Annotated in this window: 26 protein-coding genes; 17 read left to right on the top strand and 9 right to left on the bottom strand. The window is 51.1% G+C overall.

From position 1 onward, the window contains the following. Positions 1–363 precede the first annotated feature (363 nt). The 5 genes from JIG40_RS11825 (at position 364) to JIG40_RS11805 (ending at position 5,198) form a co-directional block, all read left to right on the top strand. Positions 364–1,740 carry a PhoH family protein gene (locus JIG40_RS11825; protein ID WP_020329548.1) on the top strand — a complete coding sequence of 459 codons (1,377 nt, stop codon included), beginning with the start codon at positions 364–366 and terminating at the stop codon, positions 1,738–1,740. 117 nt (positions 1,741–1,857) lie between these two features. After that, entirely contained in the window at positions 1,858–2,862 is a 1,005-nt protein-coding gene (locus tag JIG40_RS11820) for an ornithine carbamoyltransferase (protein WP_020329547.1), read from the top strand. Positions 2,863–3,293: 431 nt separating this feature from the next. Continuing rightward, entirely contained in the window at positions 3,294–4,223 is a 930-nt protein-coding gene (gene pyrB, locus JIG40_RS11815; protein ID WP_020329546.1) for an aspartate carbamoyltransferase, read from the top strand. Between the two features lie 12 nt (positions 4,224–4,235). After that, on the top strand, positions 4,236–4,703 hold the full coding sequence (gene pyrI, locus JIG40_RS11810) for an aspartate carbamoyltransferase regulatory subunit (RefSeq protein WP_020329545.1): 468 nt from the start codon (positions 4,236–4,238) through the stop codon (positions 4,701–4,703). A gap of 105 nt (positions 4,704–4,808) precedes the next feature. Next, on the top strand, positions 4,809–5,198 hold the full coding sequence (locus JIG40_RS11805; RefSeq protein WP_020329544.1) for a RidA family protein: 390 nt from the start codon (positions 4,809–4,811) through the stop codon (positions 5,196–5,198). 56 nt (positions 5,199–5,254) lie between these two features. Here the strand turns inward: JIG40_RS11805 and JIG40_RS11800 are convergent, their stop codons facing one another. The 8 genes from JIG40_RS11800 to mlaF form a co-directional block, all read right to left on the bottom strand. Further along, positions 5,255–5,995 carry a 1-acylglycerol-3-phosphate O-acyltransferase gene (locus JIG40_RS11800; RefSeq protein WP_020329543.1) on the bottom strand — a complete coding sequence of 247 codons (741 nt, stop codon included), beginning with the start codon at positions 5,993–5,995 and terminating at the stop codon, positions 5,255–5,257. Between the two features lie 72 nt (positions 5,996–6,067). Then, positions 6,068–7,333 carry a UDP-N-acetylglucosamine 1-carboxyvinyltransferase gene (gene murA / locus JIG40_RS11795; RefSeq protein ID WP_020329542.1) on the bottom strand — a complete coding sequence of 422 codons (1,266 nt, stop codon included), beginning with the start codon at positions 7,331–7,333 and terminating at the stop codon, positions 6,068–6,070. Positions 7,334–7,342: 9 nt separating this feature from the next. Continuing rightward, entirely contained in the window at positions 7,343–7,597 is a 255-nt protein-coding gene (gene ibaG / locus JIG40_RS11790; RefSeq protein WP_020329541.1) for a BolA family iron metabolism protein IbaG, read from the bottom strand. Beyond that, positions 7,590–7,919: a lipid asymmetry maintenance protein MlaB gene (locus JIG40_RS11785; protein WP_172557726.1), complete on the bottom strand. Its 330-nt coding sequence runs from the start codon at positions 7,917–7,919 to the stop codon at positions 7,590–7,592. Before JIG40_RS11785 ends, ibaG begins: the two co-directional genes overlap by 8 nt. Then, positions 7,916–8,575, bottom strand: coding sequence for a phospholipid-binding protein MlaC (locus JIG40_RS11780; RefSeq protein WP_020329539.1), 660 nt, complete (start codon positions 8,573–8,575; stop codon positions 7,916–7,918). The genes JIG40_RS11785 and JIG40_RS11780 overlap by 4 nt, the downstream gene beginning before the upstream one ends. A gap of 2 nt (positions 8,576–8,577) precedes the next feature. After that, a complete protein-coding gene (gene mlaD, locus JIG40_RS11775) occupies positions 8,578–9,072 on the bottom strand; it encodes an outer membrane lipid asymmetry maintenance protein MlaD (RefSeq protein WP_020329538.1) in 495 nt (164 codons plus the stop codon). Positions 9,073–9,074: 2 nt separating this feature from the next. After that, positions 9,075–9,866 (bottom strand): lipid asymmetry maintenance ABC transporter permease subunit MlaE, encoded by a 792-nt coding sequence (mlaE, locus tag JIG40_RS11770; protein ID WP_020329537.1) that lies wholly within the window; start codon positions 9,864–9,866, stop codon positions 9,075–9,077. After that, complete coding sequence (gene mlaF / locus JIG40_RS11765; protein WP_075988105.1) at positions 9,856–10,659, bottom strand: phospholipid ABC transporter ATP-binding protein MlaF; 804 nt, start codon at positions 10,657–10,659, stop codon at positions 9,856–9,858. The genes mlaE and mlaF overlap by 11 nt, the downstream gene beginning before the upstream one ends. A gap of 324 nt (positions 10,660–10,983) precedes the next feature. On the opposite strand from mlaF, the gene JIG40_RS11760 reads away from it, so the two are divergent. From JIG40_RS11760 to mgtE, 12 genes are all read left to right on the top strand, one after another. Continuing rightward, positions 10,984–11,949 carry a calcium/sodium antiporter gene (locus tag JIG40_RS11760; RefSeq protein ID WP_020329535.1) on the top strand — a complete coding sequence of 322 codons (966 nt, stop codon included), beginning with the start codon at positions 10,984–10,986 and terminating at the stop codon, positions 11,947–11,949. 12 nt (positions 11,950–11,961) lie between these two features. Next, positions 11,962–12,936: an arabinose-5-phosphate isomerase KdsD gene (gene kdsD / locus JIG40_RS11755; protein WP_104966463.1), complete on the top strand. Its 975-nt coding sequence runs from the start codon at positions 11,962–11,964 to the stop codon at positions 12,934–12,936. Then, entirely contained in the window at positions 12,936–13,493 is a 558-nt protein-coding gene (gene kdsC, locus JIG40_RS11750) for a 3-deoxy-manno-octulosonate-8-phosphatase KdsC (protein ID WP_199465371.1), read from the top strand. Before kdsD ends, kdsC begins: the two co-directional genes overlap by 1 nt. Beyond that, positions 13,490–14,053 carry an LPS export ABC transporter periplasmic protein LptC gene (lptC, locus tag JIG40_RS11745; RefSeq protein ID WP_020429055.1) on the top strand — a complete coding sequence of 188 codons (564 nt, stop codon included), beginning with the start codon at positions 13,490–13,492 and terminating at the stop codon, positions 14,051–14,053. The genes kdsC and lptC overlap by 4 nt, the downstream gene beginning before the upstream one ends. Further along, positions 14,034–14,528 (top strand): lipopolysaccharide transport periplasmic protein LptA, encoded by a 495-nt coding sequence (gene lptA, locus JIG40_RS11740; protein WP_020329531.1) that lies wholly within the window; start codon positions 14,034–14,036, stop codon positions 14,526–14,528. Before lptC ends, lptA begins: the two co-directional genes overlap by 20 nt. Positions 14,529–14,534: 6 nt before the next feature. After that, the gene (lptB, locus tag JIG40_RS11735; RefSeq protein WP_020329530.1) at positions 14,535–15,260 is read left to right on the top strand and encodes an LPS export ABC transporter ATP-binding protein; all 726 of its coding nucleotides are present in this window, start codon (positions 14,535–14,537) and stop codon (positions 15,258–15,260) included. A gap of 50 nt (positions 15,261–15,310) precedes the next feature. Next, positions 15,311–16,771: an RNA polymerase factor sigma-54 gene (locus JIG40_RS11730; protein WP_020329529.1), complete on the top strand. Its 1,461-nt coding sequence runs from the start codon at positions 15,311–15,313 to the stop codon at positions 16,769–16,771. 23 nt (positions 16,772–16,794) lie between these two features. After that, the gene (gene hpf / locus JIG40_RS11725; RefSeq protein WP_020329528.1) at positions 16,795–17,082 is read left to right on the top strand and encodes a ribosome hibernation promoting factor; all 288 of its coding nucleotides are present in this window, start codon (positions 16,795–16,797) and stop codon (positions 17,080–17,082) included. Position 17,083: 1 nt separating this feature from the next. Beyond that, positions 17,084–17,536, top strand: coding sequence for a PTS IIA-like nitrogen regulatory protein PtsN (ptsN, locus tag JIG40_RS11720; protein WP_020329527.1), 453 nt, complete (start codon positions 17,084–17,086; stop codon positions 17,534–17,536). A 7-nt stretch (positions 17,537–17,543) separates the two neighbouring features. Then, positions 17,544–18,404 carry an RNase adapter RapZ gene (rapZ, locus tag JIG40_RS11715; RefSeq protein ID WP_047462494.1) on the top strand — a complete coding sequence of 287 codons (861 nt, stop codon included), beginning with the start codon at positions 17,544–17,546 and terminating at the stop codon, positions 18,402–18,404. A gap of 9 nt (positions 18,405–18,413) precedes the next feature. Continuing rightward, positions 18,414–18,692: an HPr family phosphocarrier protein gene (locus JIG40_RS11710; protein ID WP_020329525.1), complete on the top strand. Its 279-nt coding sequence runs from the start codon at positions 18,414–18,416 to the stop codon at positions 18,690–18,692. Between the two features lie 114 nt (positions 18,693–18,806). Beyond that, positions 18,807–20,165: a magnesium transporter gene (gene mgtE / locus JIG40_RS11705; RefSeq protein WP_020329524.1), complete on the top strand. Its 1,359-nt coding sequence runs from the start codon at positions 18,807–18,809 to the stop codon at positions 20,163–20,165. 62 nt (positions 20,166–20,227) lie between these two features. On the opposite strand, the gene pmbA is transcribed toward mgtE, so the two are convergent. Beyond that, entirely contained in the window at positions 20,228–21,571 is a 1,344-nt protein-coding gene (gene pmbA / locus JIG40_RS11700) for a metalloprotease PmbA (protein ID WP_020329523.1), read from the bottom strand. Positions 21,572–21,663: the final 92 nt, after the last annotated feature.

The following is a 21,663-nucleotide window of genomic DNA, read 5'->3' as shown; positions in this document are numbered from 1 at the left end:
AGAAGGGAGAGTCTAATTATGATAGTTCTGAAAGAGTGGTGCAGAAAAAGGTCGCTAATCTTACTTGATGGCGTGATGCAGGTCACGCCCATTCCCTGCTTTTTTTCGTCAAGATCTAACTGACATCAAACTGTAAGAAACCAGTGGCATTTGTAAAGAACAGCGTTGCTATACTCAAGGTGAAGGCGCGACGAGCTGAGGTGAAAACCTTGGCACAAAGTCTGCAAGTTCAAACAGAGAGTATCAACACGGGTTTGCACCAATCGACAAGTGATCGAATGCCTGACCCAAGCGTACGATCCTTGTAAGTACTGTGGCAAACATCCTTTGCAAAGCAAGCTACTACGTAGCAAGGAGACGCTTATGGGCGATACCGATCGGAAACTGTTTGTACTGGATACCAATATCCTGCTTCATGAACCTCTAGCCATCTACTCCTTCCAAGAACATGACGTGGTCATTCCCATGACCGTCCTCGAAGAACTCGACCGAATCAAAGACAGCAAGCGCGATGTTGCGCGCGATGCCCGTGTGGCGATTCGTGCCTTAGAGAATATGTTCCACGACGCTACTCCAGATGAGATTTCAGAAGGGATTCCGTTTACCAAACACGGCAGTGCGACCGGCACCATCTCCATTCTCGCCGATTACGATGTCCACGAAAGCGTGAAAGCCTTTACCGACAAAGAGGGTGACAACCGTATCCTCAACGCGGTTCTGCATCTACAGAACAAACGTGCGCCACGCTCGGTGGTGCTGATCACGAAAGACATCAACATGCGTTTGCGCGCCAAAGGCGCTGGCGTGCGTTTTGTTGAAGATTATCGTACCGACCAACTGATCGACGACGTGCAGTATCTGACCAAAGGTTTTCAGACCCGCCCGGGGAATTTCTGGGACAAAGTGGACAGCGTCGACAGCTACTCACTCGGCGGCAAAACCTTCCACAAACTGGATCGCGAGCCGTTTGAACCCACCTACATCAACCAATACGTACTGGACGAAGAGAGTGACTTCGCTGCACGGGTTGAAACCATCACCGAAGACAAAATCACTCTGCTCGACTTAAGTCGTGAACGCATGCTGCACCGCAAAGCATGGGACATTACACCGAAAAATATCTATCAGGGCATGGCGCTCGACGCCCTGCTCGACCCAGACATCGATCTGGTGATTCTGACTGGCGCTGCCGGTAGTGGTAAAACGCTGCTGGCCATGGCGGCTGCACTTGAGCAGACCGTTGAGAAAAAGATGTTCGACAAGATCATCGTCACGCGTAACACGCCGGATATCGGCGAATCGATTGGTTTCCTGCCCGGCACCGAGGAAGAGAAAATGATGCCTTGGCTGGCGGCCGTTACCGATACGCTGGAAGCACTGCATAAGAACGATCACTGCACTGAAGGGTCGCTGAAATACATCGTCGACAAAGCCAACATTCAGTTCAAATCCATCAACTTTATGCGCGGCCGGTCCATTCAGGATGCATTTGTGCTGCTGGATGAGTGTCAGAACCTCACCGCTTCGCAAATCAAAACCATCATTACCCGTTGCGGCGAAGGCACCAAGATCGTCTGCTCGGGCAACCTGGCGCAAATTGACTCCCCTTACCTGACCCCGGTGACCTCCGGTTTGACCTACATGGTTGAGCGCTTCAAAAACTTCGAAGGCAGCGCCAACATCCACCTCAACGGTGTCGTCCGCAGCCGTCTGGCTGAATTCGCCGAAGAGAATTTATAATCACATTTGGCGAGATATTATCTATATCTCGCCACTTTATTTAAAATAATTATTCACTTTTATAGCATTTGTATGTTTTACTAGCCGTACTCAATTGTTACAGCTAAGGACTGAGATATGGCTTTCAATTTACGTCACCGCAATTTTCTCAAACTGCTCGATTTCACGCCGAAAGAAATTCAGTTTCTGCTGGACCTATCTGCCGACCTGAAACGCGCAAAATACGCGGGTACCGAGCAGAAAACCCTGACGGGTAAAAACATCGCGCTCATCTTTGAAAAGTCCTCTACTCGAACCCGCTGTGCTTTTGAAGTGGCGGCATTTGATCAAGGCGCTCAGGTGAGTTACCTCGGCCCGTCGGGCTCGCAAATCGGCCACAAAGAGTCGATGAAAGACACCGCGCGCGTGCTCGGCCGCATGTACGATGGTATTCAGTATCGTGGCTTTGGTCAGGAAATCGTCGAAGAACTCGGCCAGTTCGCCGGCGTTCCCGTCTGGAACGGTTTGACCGATGAATTCCACCCGACGCAAATTCTGGCCGACTTTCTGACCATGCAAGAACACGGTCGCGGTAAAGCGCTGCACGAAATCAGCTTTGCTTACCTCGGCGATGCACGTAATAACATGGGCAACTCGCTGATGGTGGGCGCCGCGAAAATGGGTATGGATATCCGTCTGGTTGCACCAAAAGCGTTCTGGCCAGACGCCGAGTTGGTGCAAACCTGTCAGCAGATTGCCGAGCAAACCGGAGCCCGCATTACTCTGACTGAACATGTCGCCGAAGGCGTCAAAGGGTGTGATTTCCTCTACACTGATGTGTGGGTTTCAATGGGTGAAGCTGCCGATGCATGGGATGAACGCGTTGCAATGATGAAACCGTATCAGGTCAACATGCACACCATCGAAGCGACCGGCAATCCGCACGTCAAATTCATGCACTGTCTGCCTGCGTTCCACAACGATGAAACCACCATCGGTAAACAAGTCGCCGAAAAATACGGCATGAAAGGGCTGGAAGTGACGGAAGAGGTGTTTGAATCCGACTACTCCATCGTGTTTGACGAAGCCGAAAACCGCATGCACACCATCAAAGCTGTCATGGTCGCGACGCTGGGTTCCTGATTCACCCCGAAGGCTCAATATGTGATTCCGGCGAGTGAAAGCAGAGAACAACGCGCCAGTGACTAAGATGCCGAAATCGCTTCAAAATCATGGGTGCTGTCGTTAGGCCGCCATTGAACGAGACCCGATGAGCATACATCCGTATGTGATTCGGGCGAGCGAAAGCAGCGAACAACGCGACGGTGGCCAGGATGCCGAAGATTGTGAGTTAATCGCTTGCGCTCACACCACTTAGGCGTATAATGCCGAGCAATTTGTCTGAGGGGTAGCCGGTGAAACAAGTCCAGGTAACACATTACACATTCGGTAAGCGAGCATGCTTACAGGGCGTCGTATTTGCCCCCTCTATTGATTTTTAAAGCCTCCCAGATCGGGGGGCTTTTTTATGGCTAAAAGCCGGGTATTGCTACACATTTATAGGGAAGAAGATCATGGCGAATTCGCTTTATCAAAAGCACATCATCTCCATTTCTGAGCTTTCACGTGAAGAACTGGAACTGATTGTAAACACCGCGGGCCAGCTTAAAGCTCAGCCTAATCCGGAACTGATCAAACACAAAGTCGTCGCGAGCTGTTTCTTTGAACCATCGACCCGTACTCGTTTGTCGTTCGAGACGGCGATTCAGCGTATCGGTGGCAGTGTGATTGGTTTTGATAACGGCGGAAACACTTCTCTGGCCAAAAAAGGCGAAACACTGGCTGATTCAGTGCAGGTGATTTCCTCTTACGTGGATGCCTTCGTGATGCGTCACCCGCAGGAAGGTGCGGCGCGTCTGGCGTCTGAATTCTCCAATGGTGTGCCAGTCATCAACGCCGGTGACGGTTCCAACCAACACCCAAGCCAAACGCTGCTGGATCTTTTCACGCTGTTTGAAACTCAGGGCCGTCTCGACAACCTGAATGTTGCGTTCGTCGGTGACCTGAAATATGGCCGCACAGTGCATTCTCTGGCTCAGGCTCTGGCGAAATTCAACAATAACCGCTTTTTCTTCGTCGCACCGGAAGCACTGGCGATGCCAGACTACATCTGTGAAGAGCTGGACGAAGCGGGCGTCGAATACAGCCTGCACGCCGACATGGAAAGCGTGATTCCGGAACTGGACATTCTGTACATGACTCGCGTGCAGAAGGAGCGTTTCGACGAATCCGAATACGCCCACATCAAGTCGGCGTACGTACTGACCGCGGCAATGCTGGACAATGCCCGTCCGAACATGAAAGTGCTGCACCCGCTGCCACGTGTCGATGAGATCACGACCGATGTCGACAAAACACCGCACGCCTACTTCTTCCAACAGGCAGAAAACGGCGTGTACGCGCGTGAAGCCTTGCTTGCCCTTGTTCTGAACGAATCACTGTAACCGGAGTCTGTCATGAGTAAAGAAACCAAACTGCAAGTTGAAGCGATTAAAAACGGCACAGTGATTGACCACATTCCAGCGAAAGTGGGCGTAAAAGTGCTGAAGCTGTTTGATATGCACAATTCCAACCAGCGTGTGACGATTGGCCTCAACCTGCCTTCATCGGCGCTGGGTCATAAAGATTTGCTGAAAATCGAGAACGTGTTCATCAGTGAAGAGCAAGCCAATAAGCTGGCGCTGTATGCACCGCACGCCACCGTGAACCAGATTGAAAACTACGAGGTGGTGAAGAAGCTGGCACTGGAACTGCCTGAGCGCATCAACAATGTGTTTGCCTGCCCGAACAGCAACTGTATTTCGCACAACGAGCCGGTGGAAAGCAGCTTCCGCATTTTTGAAAAGGCCAACGATATTCGCCTGAAATGTAAGTACTGCGAGAAAGTGTTCTCACGCGAAATCGTGACCGAACGCGAAGCGTAAGCCATGAGGCCGACCGGGTGAAATCCATGGTCGGCTCTTTACCTCGCCGCCAAGAACAGGCACACTGACCGCTCGTTTTTTTGCTTAACCAATGGAATAACAAGCATGACAAAAGTTCTGCATACAGACTCTGCACCTGCAGCTATTGGCCCTTACATTCAAGGCGTTGATCTTGGCAACATGGTTCTGACTTCAGGCCAGATCCCAGTAAACCCAGCGACGGGTGAAGTACCAGCAGACATCGCGGCGCAAGCACGCCAGTCTCTGGACAACGTCAAAGCCGTGGTTGAGGCCTCTGGTCTGACTGTCGGCGATATCGTGAAAATGACCGTGTTCGTTAAAGATCTGAACGACTTCGGCACCGTAAACGAAGTGTACGGCAAATTCTTTGATGAGCACCAAGTCGCTCACTACCCTGCACGCTCTTGCGTGGAAGTGGCTCGTCTGCCAAAAGATGTGGGTATCGAAATTGAAGCCATTGCCGTACGCAAGTAAGGTAATGAAAACAAAAAAGGTTGCTCATTGAGCAACCTTTTTTTATTGGACTGAAATCAGTTAGACGTCGCTTTCTTAGCATTGCGCATCGCCACTTCGTCATCCAGTTCTTGCAGTTTAGCTTTCATGTCGTGATAACAACGCTGCGACAGCTCACGCACGTGCTCTTTACCCATGCCTTCTGTGCTCACCGGCGGTAGCATTTCAACAATGATGTGGCCGTTGTTCCAGCGGTTGAGGCGCAGTTTATCCGTCGAACTGCATACAATCGGAATGATAGGCACGCCTGCCCCTAGCGCAGCGTGAAACGCACCAGCTTTAAACGGCAGCAGACCACGGCCGCGTGAGCGGGTACCTTCCGGGAACATCCACACCGACACGTCGCTGTTTTTCATGCTATCGACCACTTGGTCGATGGTGCCTTTGGCTTTGGTTTTGTTCGCGCGGTCAATCAGAATATTACCGGTCAGCCAGTAAAGCTGGCCAAACAGCGGCATCCAAGCCAGGCTCTTTTTGCCGACGGTCACCACTTTTGGGGTCACCGCGGAAGAGACGGTAAACAAATCCCAGTTATTCTGGTGGTTGGCAATGTAAATCGCCTGGCCACGATTGTAAGCATCATCCGGAATACGCAATTCCAGCTTAATGCCAAACACTTTGGACATCGCACCAAACATGCGACCAAAGGTAAATACGTGCTTCGGGTTACGCGGGCTAAGCAGGCAGTAACCACAACCGAACACAAACATCACGACAGCAAACAACGCCACCGCAAGAATACGGAGTAAAGCAATCATCCAGATTCTCCAAAGGAGCTAGAATAAAAAAGCCGAAACCCTTGGATTTCGGCCCATTGATAAGTCGGCAGTTTAACTCGACTCGCGGAAACGCTCAATATTTGCGCCCAGAGCCGACAGCTTGTCTTCGATCTTCTCGTAACCACGGTCGATGTGGTAGATACGATCAACGATGGTTTCGCCTTTGGCAATACAACCCGCGATCACCAGACTCGCCGATGCACGCAGGTCAGTGGCCATCACCTGAGCACCGCTCAGAGAATCCACATCACCACAGATCACCGTGTTGCCTTCAATTTCTGCTTTTGCGCCCATACGCATCAGCTCTGGCACATGCATGAAACGGTTTTCAAAGATGGTTTCAGTAATCACACCACCACCTTTGGCCATCATGTTCAGCAGTGTAAACTGAGCCTGCATGTCGGTTGGGAAACCTGGGTGTGGCGCGGTACGAATAGAGACGGCTTTGAGATCGCGCCCCGTCATATCAAGGCTGATCCAGTCTTCACCCGTTTCAATCAGTGCGCCTGCGTCTTCCAGCTTAGCCAGAACGGCTTCCAGCAGTTTGGCGTTGGTGTTGCGACACACCACTTTGCCGTGTGACACCGCGGCCGCCACCAGAAACGTACCCGTTTCGATACGGTCTGCCACCACTGAATGTTTACCGCCACCCAGACGCTCAACGCCTTCGATGGTGATAGTATCAGTACCGGCACCGCTAATCTTCGCGCCCAGCTTGTTCAGGAACATCGCCGTATCAACGATTTCTGGTTCACGCGCTGCGTTATCCAATACGGTTTTACCATCTGCCAGTGTTGCAGCACACATGATGGTAATGGTGGCGCCGACACTGACTTTGTCCATGACGATGTGCGCGCCTTTCAGGCGGCCATCAACGGTCGCTTTCACGTAACCGTCTTCCAGAGCGATGGTAGCACCCAGTTGCTCCAGACCGTGAATATGCAAATCCACCGGACGAGCACCGATCGCACAGCCACCGGGCAGTGACACCTGACCGTGACCAAAACGAGCCACCAGCGGACCCAGAGCCCAAATTGATGCGCGCATGGTTTTCACCAAATCGTACGGTGCGCAGTATTGATCAATTTGACTTGGATCGACGTGGACAGAACCGTTACGTTCAACTTTGGCACCCAGACGCTTAAGCAGCTCCATGGTGGTGTCAATGTCACGTAAGTGAGGAACGTTAGCAACTTCTACCGGCTCAGACGCCAGGATAGAAGCAAATAAAATTGGCAGTGCAGCATTTTTTGCACCAGAGATGGTCACTTCGCCTTGCAGCGGTTTATTGGACCCAATAACTCGAAACTTATCCATTCACAAACCTTATAGCGACATCAACTTCTTATCGCGAGCCCACTCGCTAGGCGTGAACGCTTTGATTGACACAGCATGAATATCATTGCGCTGAATGTACTCCATCAGAGGAGCGTAGATCAGCTGCTGTTTCTTCACACGGCTCATGCCTTCAAAAACGGCATCAACAGCAATCACTTCGTAGTGACTGCCTTCACCTTTGACGTGAATCTCTTGAAGATTGAGTGCTTGTTCTAATATCTGTTGTACTTGTGCGCTATCCACAATTCACCCCTGCTGGTTGTTTAATGTGTCGAGACATCATTGCGTCAATGTTACTCAACTGAAACAGTGTGCGCAGTTGCTCTGGCACAAAACTCAGCATTATATGACAGTTTTGCTTTTTTGCATGCTCTAATAAGTGAATTAACATCACCATCCCCGCAGAATCGATACGTGTCACCGATTTCAGGGAAAGCTCACAATGCGCACCTTGCGGCTGCCATTGTTGCAAAACTGTCCACAACCCAGGCACGGTGTCGCGGTCTAACGCTCCGCTCAGCTCCGCCTGTTCAGGGTTTCGCTGTTGCCATTGTGGATGGCTCATTGGGTTTTACTCTCAAAGCGAATCGGTTGTGCTGCCAAATCGTCAAGCTCTTTGGCCACCGCCAGAATACCCTCCTGACGAATCTTGCCATTCCACTCCGACTGTTTGCTCGACAACAGGCTGATACCTTCAGCAATCATGTCGAACGCACGCCATTCGCCGGATTTCTCTTTACGCAGTTTGAATTCCAGTTTGATATTCGGACGCGGAGTATCGACGATGTCGACTTTCACACTAGTGATACGGCGATCATCGCCCACCGCCTGTTCCGGACCGAATTCAATCGTCTGATCACTGTACTGAGTCAGTACCTGAGCGTAACTGGTCACCAGATAAGCACGAAATGCGGTGATGAACCTCGCCACATCTTCACGCTTCGCTCCTTTCAGGTTTGGACCCAGCAATTTCAGCGCCGCATACTGATCGTTGACGTAAGGCATCAGCTCTTGTTCAACGATCACCTTCAGATGTTCCGGATCTTTATGCACCAGATCCTGCTCAGCTTTGAGACGATCAAACGACTTTTGCGCCACCTGCTTCATCATCAGATACGGTTCGGTCTGATCAATCTCCTGCGCGGCATTTGCCGTCCAGGTCAGCAACGCACTCACCAGAAGAATAACGTATTGTTTCAGCCACTTAGTTTTACTCAGCATGATTACTCACTCTTCTTGTTGTCTTTGTCTGATCCGCCGACGCTGTACAGCACCTGACCAATCAAATCTTCCAGTACCAGCGCCGATTTGGTGTCCTCAATACGGTCACCGTCTTTCAGCATGCCTTCATCCTCAAACACAAAGCCCGGGATCAAGCTGATGTACTGTTCACCGATCAGGCCAGACGTCAGGATCTGCACACTGGAGTTTTCCGGAAACTGGTTGTAACGACTGTCAATCGCCAAAGTTACGGACGGGATCAGACGCTCTTTGTCCAGCGAAATCGATTCGACCCGTCCCACCACTACGCCACCGACTTTGACTGGTGAACGTACTTTCAGACTACCGATGTTATCAAACTCCGCTTTTACCGAATAAGTATCGTTGGAGCCCAGCCCTTTCACGTCAGCGACTTGAAAAATCATCACCAGAATTGCGCAAATTCCTGCCAGCACAAAACTGCCTACCCAAAATTCTAGTTTTCGTGTTTGTTGCATGATTAGTTCCCAAACATCAATGCGGTAAGTACAAAGTCCAGCCCCAACACGGCTAGGGACGAATGCACAACGGTTCGTGTTGTCGCACGGCTGATGCCTTCAGAAGTCGGAATCGCATCATAGCCATTAAACAGAGCAATCCAGGTGACGGTGATGGCAAACGCCACACACTTAATCACACTGTTGCCAATATCTTCACCCAGCTCGACCGATGCCTGCATCGCAGACCAGAAGCTGCCGTGATCAATCCCTTTCCAGTCAACGCCGACCAACTGACCGCCCCAGATACCGACCGCCATAAAAATCATCGCCAAGAGCGGCATCGAAATCAAGCCAGCCCACAAACGCGGTGCAATCACACGCTTAAGCGGGTCAACCGCCATCATTTCCAGGCTGGACAACTGCTCGGTCGCTTTCATCAGGCCGATTTCCGCCGTCAGAGCAGAGCCTGCACGTCCGGCAAACAGCAGTGCGGTCACCACCGGGCCGAGTTCACGCAATAAGGAGAGAGCGACCATCTGACCCAAACTGGTTTCCGCGCCGTAATCGACCAGAATCACGTAGCCTTGCAGGCTGAGCACCATGCCGATAAACAGACCGGAAACAACAATAATCGCCAGCGACTGAACGCCGACGCTGTAAAGTTGTTTGACTAATAGAGGTAAATTCTGAATCGGACGCGGACGCCCGGCCAGCGCACCAAACAACATCAGGCTGGCACGGCCAAACGATTCGCACATGGCAAAGAAGCGTCGTCCGACTCCGCCGATCCAGCGCTGCAGATTATCCAACATGGAAAAGATCCTTTTCTATCGGCTGAGCCGGAAACCGGAAAGGCACCGGGCCGTCGGCTTCGCCTTGTAAAAACTGCTGCACACGCGGATCGCTGTTATTGACCAGATCTTTTGGAGTACCAAAGGCAATCACCTTACCGTCGGCCAGCAGATAAACCCAGTCGGCAATGCTCATCACTTCCGGTACATCATGCGATACCACCACAGAAGTTACGCCAAGCGCCTGATTGAGGTTACGAATCAGCTCAACCAGCACGCCCATGGTGATCGGGTCTTGGCCGACAAAGGGCTCATCAAACATGATCAGCTCCGGGTCAAGCGCGATCGCTCGCGCCAGCGCCGCTCGGCGTGCCATGCCGCCGGAAAGTTCACTTGGCATCAGTTGCGCCGCACCACGCAGACCAACCGCTTCGAGTTTTAACAGCACCAGAGTTCGAATCAGGGATTCATCGAGTTCCGTGTGCTCACGCAACGGAAACGCGACATTATCAAAGACATTAAGATCGGTGAACAGTGCGCCGGACTGGAACAACATGCTCATTTTTTTGCGGGCTTTATAGAGTTTACTGCGAGTCAGAGTGGGAATGTTCTGGCCATCGAACCAGATATCGCCATGTTCCGGCAGTAACTGTCCGCCGATTAAGCGCAACAGCGTGGTTTTACCAATCCCGGAAGGCCCCATAATGGCGGTCACTTTCCCTTTGGGAACATGCAGGCTGATATCATCAAAAATCACTCGCTCAGCACGGGAAAACGTCAGATTGTTTATGGTCACTAGATCGGTTTCGGACATACTCACGATTCGCTATTGTGGGATTTCCATCCAAGGAATGGGCAATCATAAGCACATTGCCCGTAAATTAAAAGCACTGTTCAATTACATTTCGTGTTCAAACTGAATTTAAGAACGATTTTTAGTTGATGCGAATCTTTTGTTGATAAACTCATCAAGCGCTTGAATTAAAGCACACCAAGCAACCGGACAAATCCGCTCTGTGGCAGCGGTGATGAACAGTAAAAACGAGACAATAAATTGTATCTTCGGCTTCCCTTTTAATGACCAACAAGTCAAAATTGGCGGTTACTCATTTAATTTTTCATAAAGTTAGGAATTGTCATGCTTGAAGCCGTTGCGTTTCTTATTGTAGGTCTCGTTCTTCTGGTCTGGAGTGCCGATAAACTGGTCTTTGGATCCGCAGCCTTAGCGCGCAACATCGGCATTTCTCCTTTAGTCATCGGCATGACGATTCTGGCCATGGGCTCATCCGCACCTGAAATGATGGTGTCGGCAACCGCCGCTCTCGATGGTAAAACCGATACCGCCGTGGGTAACGTACTCGGTTCTAACATTGCCAACATCGCATTAATTCTTGGCATAACCGCTTTGATTAAGCCACTTTCTATTAGTTCCACTGTTATTCGCCGTGAACTTCCACTGATGATTGCCGTCACATTACTGGCGGGCGCACTGTTGTGGGATAACCATCTTGGTTTTTACGAAGGCATTCTGCTGTTCGTCCTGTTTGCCGCTTTTATTCTGGCGATGCTGAAAATCAGCCGCAGTGAACAGAAAAATGGCGATACGCTGCTGGAAGAACACGAATCGGAGATCCCGGAAGGTGTCAGCAACTGGAAAGCCGTCATGTGGGTCGCGATCGGTCTGATCCTGCTGCCACTTGCAGCCAGTTTACTGGTCGACAACTCCGTCATTATCGCTAAATATTTCGGTATGAGCGATCTGGTGATTGGCCTGACGATCATCGCGATCGGTACCAGCTTGCCAGAACTGGCCGCCTCATTGGCAGGCGTTCTCAAAGGCGAAGATGACATGGCCGTAGGTAACATCATCGGCTCCAACGTATTTAACATTCTGGCAGTCATGGGACTGCCAGGGATCCTGAATCCGTCGGTTCTCAGCTCACATGCTATGGGACGTGATTTCTGGGTGATGCTGGCAGTCTCACTACTGCTGGTTCTGATGGCACTGGGTAAATCTCGCAGTATTAACCGCATCGAAGGAGCAATCCTGTTTGCGGCGTTTCTTGCGTATCAGGTGTACCTGTTTATGAATATGGCTGCTTAATTGGAGTTTAGGATGTCTGATCACTTTGACTACCGCAGTGTTGCTCAGCAGGTGCTGGCAACGGAGATCGAAGGTCTGCAACAACTCGACCAATACTTTAATGACGACTTCTGCCGTGCCTGCGAAATGATCCTGGCCAATAACAGCGGCAAAGTAGTTGTGATGGGGATTGGTAAGTCTGGCCATATCGGTAAAAAAATTGCTGCCACGCTGGCCAGCACTGGCACATCGGCATTCTTTGTTCATCCGGGAGAAGCGTCACACGGCGATCTCGGCATGATTGAGAGCGGCGATATTGTGCTGGCCATCTCCAACTCCGGAGAATCATCCGAAATTCTGGCGCTGTTCCCGGTCCTCAAGCGTCTGAACAATCGCATCATCAGTATGACGGGCAACCCGCAATCGAATATGGCCAAGCTGGCTGACATTCACTTGCAAATAACCGTCCCTAAAGAAGCCTGTCCACTGGGTCTGGCGCCGACATCCAGCACGACCGCAACACTGGTGATGGGCGATGCGCTGGCTGTAGCGCTGCTTCAGGCGCGCGGTTTCACCGCCGAAGATTTTGCCTTGTCTCATCCGGGGGGCGCTTTAGGGCGTAAGCTGCTGATGAAACTGCAAGACATTATGCACTCAGGTGATGCACTGCCGAAAGTCCAGCCCACCGCACTGGTGCGTGACGCACTGTTGGAAATTAGCCAGAAAGGGCTCGGGATGACCGCTGTAGTGGAAGGTGATGACCATATGATTGGTATTTTTACCGACGGTGACCTGCGCCGGATTCTTGACAAACGCATCGATATTCACACGGCGACCATCAGCGAAGTGATGACCCGTAACCCGACCGTGGCCTCTCCGAACCTGCTTGCCGTCGAAGGCCTTAATCTGATGCAGGACAAACGCATCAACGGTTTGATGCTGGTAGAAGACGGTAAGCTGGTCGGCGCGCTGAATATGCACGATTTACTCAAAGCCGGAGTCATGTAATGAGCCAAACTATCGAAACCTTGTATGGCGACGTGGATGCCGCTCTGCTGGCGATTGCCAAAGAGATTAAACTGCTGATCTGCGACGTGGATGGCGTGTTTTCTGACGGCCTGATTTACATGGGCAATCAGGGTGAAGAGTTGAAAACGTTTCATACCCGTGACGGATATGGCGTAAAATCGTTAATGAACGCTGGCATTGAGATCGCTATTATTACTGGCCGAAAATCTCAAATCGTTGAAAATCGTATGCAAGCACTGGGCATTAAACTGATCTATCAGGATCAGGATGACAAAGTGAAAGCGTATCACGATATTTGTCAGCGTCTTGCCATTGAGCCACAACACACTGGCTACATTGGCGATGATCTGATTGACTGGCCCGTAATGGAAAAAGTGGCCCTAAAAGTTTGTGTGGCCGACGGTCATCCGCTGTTAGCCAAACGCGCAAATTACGTCACTCACATCAAAGGCGGACACGGCGCAGTACGCGAAGTGTGCGATTTAATTTTACAAGCACGGAATGAGCTCGACGTACACAAAGGCCTGAGTATATGAGTTTTTCTCGTATCCTTTACGCGATACTTTTCTTTGTTGCATCATGGTCTGCCTATTACCTGTTGGACAAAGAACAAAGCACGGCAATTCAGGTGGCTCCGAATCTTGAGCTGCCGATGTTTAGCGGAAAAAATCTGGACAACATCACGTATGATCAGCAAGGTATCAAAAGCTATGTGATCACCTCCAAGCATTTGGATCACTATGCCAAAGGCGGCAACACCATTTTTGAATACCCTGTACTGAAAGTGTATCAACAGGGCGTCACGCAAGAGTGGGAGATCACCGCAAAACGTGGCATTCTGACCAAAGAACATGTGCTGACGCTGTACGATGACGTACTGGTCAAGAATTTATTTGAAGACTCCGGTTTTGACACGCTCACCACATCGCGCATGAGCATTCAGCTCGATAACCGCGATTTTTGGGCAGACAACCCCGTTGAGTTACTCGGTCCTCAGTTTGAAACTCAAGGACAGGCGATGAAAGGCAACTTTGGCGATCATTCGGCTGTACTGTATAACCATGTACAAGGTAGATATGAAACTCTCACACCTTAGTTTTCTGGCACTGTTGCTGGCTTCTGGCCACGCTCTGGCATTATCGTCGGATTCTCAGCAGCCGGTGTACATTGACTCAGACAGCCAGCAGCTGGACATGAAAAGCAGCCGCGTGACCTTTCTGGGCGACGTGAAGCTCAAACAAGGCAGCATCAACATCAATGCTGACAAACTGATCGTCATTCGTGACGCGAAAACCGGCAAAGTGCAGGACATTGAAGGCTACGGCAATCTGGCGACCTTCTCGCAGCTGACCGATGATGGTAAAACGCTGTACGGCGAAGCCAAAGAGCTGTATTACAAAATGGCAGATGACGAACTGACCATGATCGATCAAGCCATGTTGTCCCAGGACGACAGTGAAATCCGCGGCAGTAAAATCCGCTACAAAATTTCTTCGCAGAAGTTGATTGCCGACAGCAATGGCAGCGGCCGTGTGTCTACCGTCCTTCAACCTCAAGCGACGCAGCAGTAGTAACCTATGGCAATACTCAAAGCAGAACATTTAGCCAAGAGCTATAAAAAACGTAAAGTGGTGTCGGACGTCAGCCTGCAGGTTGAATCCGGCCAGATTGTGGGCCTGCTTGGCCCGAACGGAGCAGGGAAAACCACCTCGTTCTATATGATTGTCGGTCTCGTCGCCCGTGATGAAGGCAAAATCTGCATTGACGACAAGGACATCAGTGTCCTGCCAATGCACAGCCGTTCACGCATGGGGATTGGTTATCTTCCACAGGAAGCTTCTATTTTCCGTAAGCTGTCAGTGGAAGATAACATCATGGCCGTGCTGGAAACACGCGAAGAGATGACGCGTGAAGAGCGCCAGGACAAGCTGGAAGATTTGCTGGAAGAGTTCCACATTCAGCACATTCGCAGCAGTGCCGGTATGGCGCTGTCTGGTGGTGAGCGCCGCCGGGTGGAAATCGCGCGAGCACTGGCCGCCAACCCACAGTTTATCCTGCTGGACGAACCGTTTGCCGGGGTTGACCCGATTTCGGTTATCGACATCAAGAAAATCATCGAACATCTGCGTGATCGTGGCTTAGGGGTTTTGATCACCGACCACAACGTTCGTGAAACCTTGGATGTGTGTGAAAAAGCTTATATCGTAAGTCAGGGACGCTTAATCGCAGAAGGAACACCGCAGGAAGTGCTCAACAACGAGCAGGTGAAACAGGTTTATCTCGGTGAACAATTCCGTCTATGATTAGAGTAGATTGAGATCAATTCTAACAAAAACAAGGCAGTTAATACTGAATGAAACCCTCATTACAGCTCAAGCTAGGTCAACAGTTAGCCATGACACCTCAGTTGCAGCAAGCGATTCGCTTATTGCAGCTGTCGACATTGGATCTGCAACAGGAAATCCAGGAAGCGTTGGAATCAAATCCGCTGCTGGATGTTGAAGAATCAATGGAAGAGTTTTCGGCCGCTGAACATTCGACCGCCAGTGAGGAGAAAGACGCCAGTGCTGACATCGCCGAACCTGAACCGCAAGACAGCTCAGAACTGATCGAAAAATCGGAAATCAGCGCCGAACTGGAAATTGATACCACTTGGGATGACGTATACAGTGCCAACACAGGCAGCACTGGCATTGCCCTCGATGACGATGCACCTGTGTATCAGGGCGAGACGACCCAGACCCTGCAGGATTACCTGTTGTGGCAACTGGATTTGACGCCGTTCAGCGATACTGACCGCACCATCGCGCTTGCATTAATCGACGCCATCGACGATTACGGTTACCTCACTCAATCTCTGGAAGAGATTCTGGAAAACTTCAACAGTGAAGAGATTGAGCTGGATGAAATCGAAGCGGTGCGCAAACGCATTCAACAGTTCGACCCGCTGGGCGTTGCCTCACTGAATCTGCAGGACTGCCTGCTGCTGCAACTGGCCACGTACCCATCCGACACCCCTTGGCTGGAAGAAGCCAAGACGCTCCTATCTCAGTACATCGACTATCTTGGCAACCGCGATTACAAAGTCATTCTGAAAGAGACTAAACTCAAAGAAGAAGAGTTGCGCGAAGTGCTACAGCTGATTCAGCAGTTGGACCCAAGACCAGGCAGCCGTATCGCATCAGAGCATGCAGAATACGTCATCCCTGATGTGTCGGTGTTTAAAGAGCATGGCAAGTGGATTGTGACCATCAATCCGGATAGCGTGCCAAAACTCAAAATTAACCAACAATACGCCGATCTGGTGCGCGGAAATAGTGCTGACAGCAACTACATCCGTACCAACCTGCAAGAAGCTAAATGGTTAATTAAGAGCCTTGAAAGCCGAAACGAGACCTTGCTCAAAGTTGCCAAGTGCATAGTTGAACATCAGCGTGATTTCTTCGAGTATGGTGAAGAAGCCATGAAGCCGATGGTTCTCAACGACGTCGCGCTTGCCGTGGATATGCATGAATCGACCATTTCTCGTGTTACGACACAGAAGTACATGCATACCCCGCGTGGCATATTCGAATTGAAGTACTTTTTCTCCAGTCATGTTAGTACTGACAACGGCGGAGAATGTTCATCTACCGCGATTCGAGCACTGATCAAAAAATTGGTCGCTGCGGAAACCCCAGCCAAACCATTAAGTGACAGCAAGATTGCGGCTCTACTCGCTGATCAAGGGATTCAGGTGGCAAGACGTACCATCGCCAAATACCGCGAATCCTTGGGCATCGCCCCTTCGAGTCAGCGCAAACGCCTGCTATAAGGCCTAACTGAGAAGGAAAGTCTATGCAAATCAATATTCAAGGCCATCACATTGATCTTACCGATTCAATGCAAGACTATGTTCACTCTAAATTTCAAAAACTTGAACGTTTTTTCGACCATATCAATACTGTTCAGGTGATTTTACGTGTTGAAAAAACGCGCCAAATCGCTGAAGCTACGCTTCACATTAATCAAGGAGAAGTTCACGCCACTGCGGAAGATGAAATCATGTACGCAGCGATAGATGGCCTCGTGGACAAGCTCTCTCGTCAACTCAACAAGCATAAAGAAAAGCTAAGTAGCCACTAACATGCAATTACGCGAAGTACTTTCACTGGACTGCACCAAGAGTGCAGTCCAGTGTTCTAGCAAAAAAAGAGCCCTGGAAATCATCAGCGAGATCGCCGCGCTGCATACCGGTCAAAACGCCACTGAGCTGTTTGAGTGTATGCTCAGCCGCGAGAAAATGGGCAGTACGGGGATTGGCAACGGTATCGCCATTCCGCACGCTCGAATGACCTCCAGTGACCAGGCTGTGGCCGTGTTGGTGCAGTGTGAGGAACCGATTGAGTTCGACTCCATCGACAATCGTCCGGTTGACCTGCTGTTTGCCCTGTTGGTCCCGGAAGCTCAATGTAAAGAACACCTCAAAACCTTGTCTTGCATGGCTGAACGCCTGAACGACAAACAGACTCTGAAACAGCTGCGCGGTGCTACCAGTGACCAGGAGCTGTACGACATCATGGTTAACCAACCTCAATAGGTCCCCCATGCGTTTAATTGTTGTGAGTGGTCAATCTGGCGCAGGCAAAAGCGTCGCGTTGCGTGTCCTAGAAGATCTGGGCTACTACTGCGTGGACAACCTGCCCGTCGGTTTGCTGCATGCCTTTATGCAATCGGTTCAGGGCAGCAAACAAAATGTCGCCGTGAGTATCGATATCCGCAACCTGCCGAAAGAACCCGGCTTGGTGGAGAATGTTCTTGACCAACTCAAACAAAACAACGATGTCAGCGTGCTCTTTCTGGATGCCAACAAAGAGACGCTGATGAAACGCTATAGCGAAACCCGTCGTATTCATCCGCTCTCGCTCAGTGAAGGCAAGCCGACACTGGCTCAGGCCATTGAACTGGAAACCCGTTTACTGGAGCCGCTCAAAGAGCAGGCGGATTTGTTGCTCGACAGCAGCAACAAATCGCTGCATGAATTGAGTGAAACCGTGCGCATGCGGGTTGAAGGCCGAGAACGCAAAGATCTGGTGATGGTATTTGAATCCTTCGGTTTCAAATACGGCCTGCCCAGCGACGCCGACTATGTGTTCGACGTGCGCTTTTTGCCCAATCCACACTGGGAACCGGATCTCAGACCGCTGACGGGGCTGGACGCACCGATCAAATCGTTTCTTGAAAGCCATGCTGAAGTGATGGAACTTAAGCTGCAGATTCAGAAATTCTTTGAACACTGGCTGCCATTGCTGGAAAAGAATAACCGCAGTTACCTGACCATCGCGATCGGTTGTACCGGCGGGAAACACCGCTCAGTCTACCTGACTCAACAGCTTGGCGAATACTTTGCTGAAATGGGTCATCAGGTACAAATTCGTCACACCTCGTTGGAAAAAAATCTGTCATAAGGAAATGATATGCCACAAGCCAGCCGTACCGTCCTGATCCAGAACCGCCTGGGCTTGCATGCCCGCGCTGCCGTTAAGCTGGTTGAACTGGCCCAATCGTTTGATGCTGTGCTGACCATTCAGAGTCAGGAAGGCAAAGAAGCGACGGCTGACAGTGTCATGGGGTTGCTGATGCTTGAGTCTGCGCAAGGGCAAAACGTGACCATCTCCGCCGAAGGTTCTCAGGCAGAGCAAGCGCTCGATGCCGTATGTCACCTGATTGAAGATAAGTTCGAAGAAGAAGAATGACGCACTTTCGAAAACGAAATTAAATGCTCATGATTAATAATAACGTATTAAATAAGACCTAAAATTAAGTTACTATTCAACGCATTGTCACAATTCAAGCATTAGGGGGAAGCGATGGCCGAGCAAATCGAATTTGACCAAGCTCACCAAACCCTCCAAGAAATCACAGAAGCGCTGGAAAACGGCCGCTTCGTCCATGTCCGCCGACAATTGCAGGACATGGAACCGGAAGATATTGCCAGCCTTTTAGAAGCCTCTCCCCGCAAAGCACGTGATGTGTTGTGGCAACTGACCGACCCTGAAGATTACGGTGAAATCCTTGACGAGCTAAGCGAAGACGTCAAAGACGCGCTGGTGTCCAAAATGGCTCCGGAAAAGCTCGCGGAAGCCACCGAGGGTATGGACACGGATGACGTCGCTTACGTTCTGCGTAGCTTACCCGACGACCTGTCCCGTGAAGTTCTGGCGCAAATGGACGCAGCTGATCGACTGCGCGTTGAAACCGCGTTGGCGTATCCGGAAGATACCGCTGGCGGCCTGATGAATACCGACGTGATCACCATTCGTGGTGACGTCGACGTCGACGTAGTCCTGCGTTACCTGCGCATGAAAGGCGAACTGCCCGAAGCCACCGATGCCCTGTATGTCATTGACGATGAGAGTAAACTGATTGGCCACTTATCGCTGGCCACTCTGCTGACCACTCAGCCGGATGTTCAGGTCAGTGAAGTGATGGACGACGCTGACGAAGCGATCAAAGTCGATACCAAAGACTCTGACATCGCCAGCCTGTTTGAACGCCGTAACTGGATTTCGGCGCCAGTGGTGGACGAGAACCAGCATCTGGTCGGCCGTATTACCATCGATGACGTGGTCGACGTGATCCGTGAAGACGCCGAACACTCGATGATGAGTATGGCGGGTATGGACGATGACGAAGATACCTTCGCACCCGTGGTCAAATCCGCGCGCAAACGCAGCGTCTGGCTGGGTGCCAATGTACTGGCTGCTCTGGCAGCGGCATCGGTATCCAACATGTTCGAAGCCACTCTGGAACAGATGGCGGCGATTGCGGTCCTGATGACCATCGTACCGTCGATGGGCGGTGTCGCGGGTAACCAAACCGTGGCCCTGGTAATTCGAGGCCTGGCTCTCGGTCATATCGGTGACAGTAACCGGCGTGAACTGCTGCTCAAAGAAGCGGCGATCGGCTTTCTCAACGGTATCCTATGGGCGCTGATCATCGGCGCGATTGTCGTGGTGTGGAAAGGCGAATGGTTGCTGGGCGGCATTATATCTGCGGCGATGATGACCAATCTGTTTGTTGCTGGTGTGGCAGGCGTAACCATCCCAGTGCTGCTCAAGAAGATGAAAATCGACCCGGCTCTCGCTGGCGGTATGGCGCTGACCACCGTCACCGACGTGGTCGGCCTTTCGGTATTTTTGGGGCTGGCGACACTGTTTATCCGCTGAAGTGAAATCCAACGTAAAAAAAGCGCAGACCTTGGTCTGCGCTTTTTTTTATCCTGCCGGGCTTATTCACCCGCCACTTTCATGGTTTCCAACAGAATCGAACCGGTCTGGATTTGCGAACGGGTTTCCGTATCGCTGCCCACCGCCACAATCTGGTTGAACATGGTTTTGAGGTTACCCGCAATGGTAATTTCCGATACCGGGTATTGGATTTCGCCATTCTCAACCCAGAAGCCGGCGGCGCCGCGTGAGTAATCACCGGTCACCACATTTACCCCTTGGCCCATCACTTCGGTCACCAACAGACCAGTACCCAGCTCTTTAAGCATCTGCTCAAAGCTCTGTCCGGTATGTTTAACAAACCAGTTGTGAATACCGCCCGCATGGCCGGTTGGAGTCATTTTCATCTTACGCGCTGCATAGCTGGTCAGCAGATAAGTCGCCAGCACGCCGTCGGTGATGATTTCGCGATCTTCCGTGCGCACACCTTCACTGTCAAACGGGCTGGATGCCAGGCCGCGCAATACGTGAGGACGCTCTGAGATGTTGAACCAGGAAGGCAAGATCTGCTGACCAAGATGATCGAGTAAGAATGACGATTTGCGGTACAAGTTGCCACCACTGATCGCCATGACCAGATGGCCCATCAGGCCGGTCGCGACATCCGATGCGAACATCACTGGATATTTGCCGGTTTTGAGCTTTTTCGCATCGAGACGGCTCACCGTTTTCTCCGCAGCATCAAGACCAACACGTTCAGGAGACCACAGATCATCGATATGGCGCGCTACGGTGTAGCTGTAGTCGCGTTCCATCTCGCCATTCTGGCCCTGACCAATCACGCAGCAGCTGATGCTCTGACGGCTCGAGGCGTAGCTGGCCAGCAAACCATGGCTGTTACCATACACTTTAACGCCGTAATGGCTGTCGTAACTGCCGCCATCGCTCTGTTTGATTTTGTCACTGTATTGCAGCGCAGCACGCTCCGCTTCAATGGCAATTTGTGCCGCTTTGTCTGGATTCGGTTCATCCGGGTGGAACAGATCCAGATCCGGAATATCGGTCACCATCAGCTCTTTCGGTGCCGGACCGGCATACGGGTCTTCCGAGGTGTATTGAGCAATGTCCAGCGCCGCCAACACGGTTTGCTGAATCGCCTTTTCACTTAAATCAGAGGTAGATGCACTGCCTTTACGCTGACCACGGTACACCGTGATACCCAGCGCACCGTCACTGTTAAATTCCACGTTTTCCACTTCGCACATGCGAGTCGAAACACTTAAACCTGTGCTTTTGGTAATGGCAACTTCAGCGGCGTCAGCACCGGCTGAGGCCATGTCGAGCGCTTTTGCAACGGCCGCTTCAAGCTCGGTACGCTGCACAGCGACTTGCTGTCTTACATCCATATCTCATCCAACTATTGCGCTTTAATGTGGTTAGGATAACAAGAATTTCGCTTTCTCCCCACGATTCTTGCTAAAATAGCAGACATAAATAA

The sequence above is a fragment of the Vibrio sp. bablab_jr001 genome (assembly GCF_016464285.1).
GTDB classification, from domain to species: domain Bacteria; phylum Pseudomonadota; class Gammaproteobacteria; order Enterobacterales; family Vibrionaceae; genus Vibrio; species Vibrio fluvialis.
The sequence above is the reverse complement of the archived record's forward strand: the minus strand, read 5'-3'. Positions and strand labels throughout refer to the sequence as shown.

Coding starts and splice junctions, on each gene's coding strand:
- rapZ (WP_047462494.1), top strand. CDS start 17,544: ATGCGTTTAATTGTTGTGAGTGGTCAATCTGGCGCAGGCAAAAGCGTC.
- pyrB (WP_020329546.1), top strand. CDS start 3,294: ATGGCGAATTCGCTTTATCAAAAGCACATCATCTCCATTTCTGAGCTT.
- mlaE (WP_020329537.1), bottom strand. CDS start 9,866: ATGTTGGATAATCTGCAGCGCTGGATCGGCGGAGTCGGACGACGCTTC.
- lptA (WP_020329531.1), top strand. CDS start 14,034: ATGAAACTCTCACACCTTAGTTTTCTGGCACTGTTGCTGGCTTCTGGC.
- lptB (WP_020329530.1), top strand. CDS start 14,535: ATGGCAATACTCAAAGCAGAACATTTAGCCAAGAGCTATAAAAAACGT.
- lptC (WP_020429055.1), top strand. CDS start 13,490: ATGAGTTTTTCTCGTATCCTTTACGCGATACTTTTCTTTGTTGCATCA.
- JIG40_RS11730 (WP_020329529.1), top strand. CDS start 15,311: ATGAAACCCTCATTACAGCTCAAGCTAGGTCAACAGTTAGCCATGACA.
- mlaD (WP_020329538.1), bottom strand. CDS start 9,072: ATGCAACAAACACGAAAACTAGAATTTTGGGTAGGCAGTTTTGTGCTG.
- mlaF (WP_075988105.1), bottom strand. CDS start 10,659: ATGTCCGAAACCGATCTAGTGACCATAAACAATCTGACGTTTTCCCGT.
- pmbA (WP_020329523.1), bottom strand. CDS start 21,571: ATGGATGTAAGACAGCAAGTCGCTGTGCAGCGTACCGAGCTTGAAGCG.
- JIG40_RS11710 (WP_020329525.1), top strand. CDS start 18,414: ATGCCACAAGCCAGCCGTACCGTCCTGATCCAGAACCGCCTGGGCTTG.
- JIG40_RS11780 (WP_020329539.1), bottom strand. CDS start 8,575: ATGCTGAGTAAAACTAAGTGGCTGAAACAATACGTTATTCTTCTGGTG.
- JIG40_RS11760 (WP_020329535.1), top strand. CDS start 10,984: ATGCTTGAAGCCGTTGCGTTTCTTATTGTAGGTCTCGTTCTTCTGGTC.
- mgtE (WP_020329524.1), top strand. CDS start 18,807: ATGGCCGAGCAAATCGAATTTGACCAAGCTCACCAAACCCTCCAAGAA.
- JIG40_RS11805 (WP_020329544.1), top strand. CDS start 4,809: ATGACAAAAGTTCTGCATACAGACTCTGCACCTGCAGCTATTGGCCCT.
- kdsD (WP_104966463.1), top strand. CDS start 11,962: ATGTCTGATCACTTTGACTACCGCAGTGTTGCTCAGCAGGTGCTGGCA.
- kdsC (WP_199465371.1), top strand. CDS start 12,936: ATGAGCCAAACTATCGAAACCTTGTATGGCGACGTGGATGCCGCTCTG.
- JIG40_RS11800 (WP_020329543.1), bottom strand. CDS start 5,995: ATGATTGCTTTACTCCGTATTCTTGCGGTGGCGTTGTTTGCTGTCGTG.
- JIG40_RS11820 (WP_020329547.1), top strand. CDS start 1,858: ATGGCTTTCAATTTACGTCACCGCAATTTTCTCAAACTGCTCGATTTC.
- hpf (WP_020329528.1), top strand. CDS start 16,795: ATGCAAATCAATATTCAAGGCCATCACATTGATCTTACCGATTCAATG.
- JIG40_RS11825 (WP_020329548.1), top strand. CDS start 364: ATGGGCGATACCGATCGGAAACTGTTTGTACTGGATACCAATATCCTG.
- ptsN (WP_020329527.1), top strand. CDS start 17,084: ATGCAATTACGCGAAGTACTTTCACTGGACTGCACCAAGAGTGCAGTC.
- JIG40_RS11785 (WP_172557726.1), bottom strand. CDS start 7,919: ATGAGCCATCCACAATGGCAACAGCGAAACCCTGAACAGGCGGAGCTG.
- murA (WP_020329542.1), bottom strand. CDS start 7,333: ATGGATAAGTTTCGAGTTATTGGGTCCAATAAACCGCTGCAAGGCGAA.
- pyrI (WP_020329545.1), top strand. CDS start 4,236: ATGAGTAAAGAAACCAAACTGCAAGTTGAAGCGATTAAAAACGGCACA.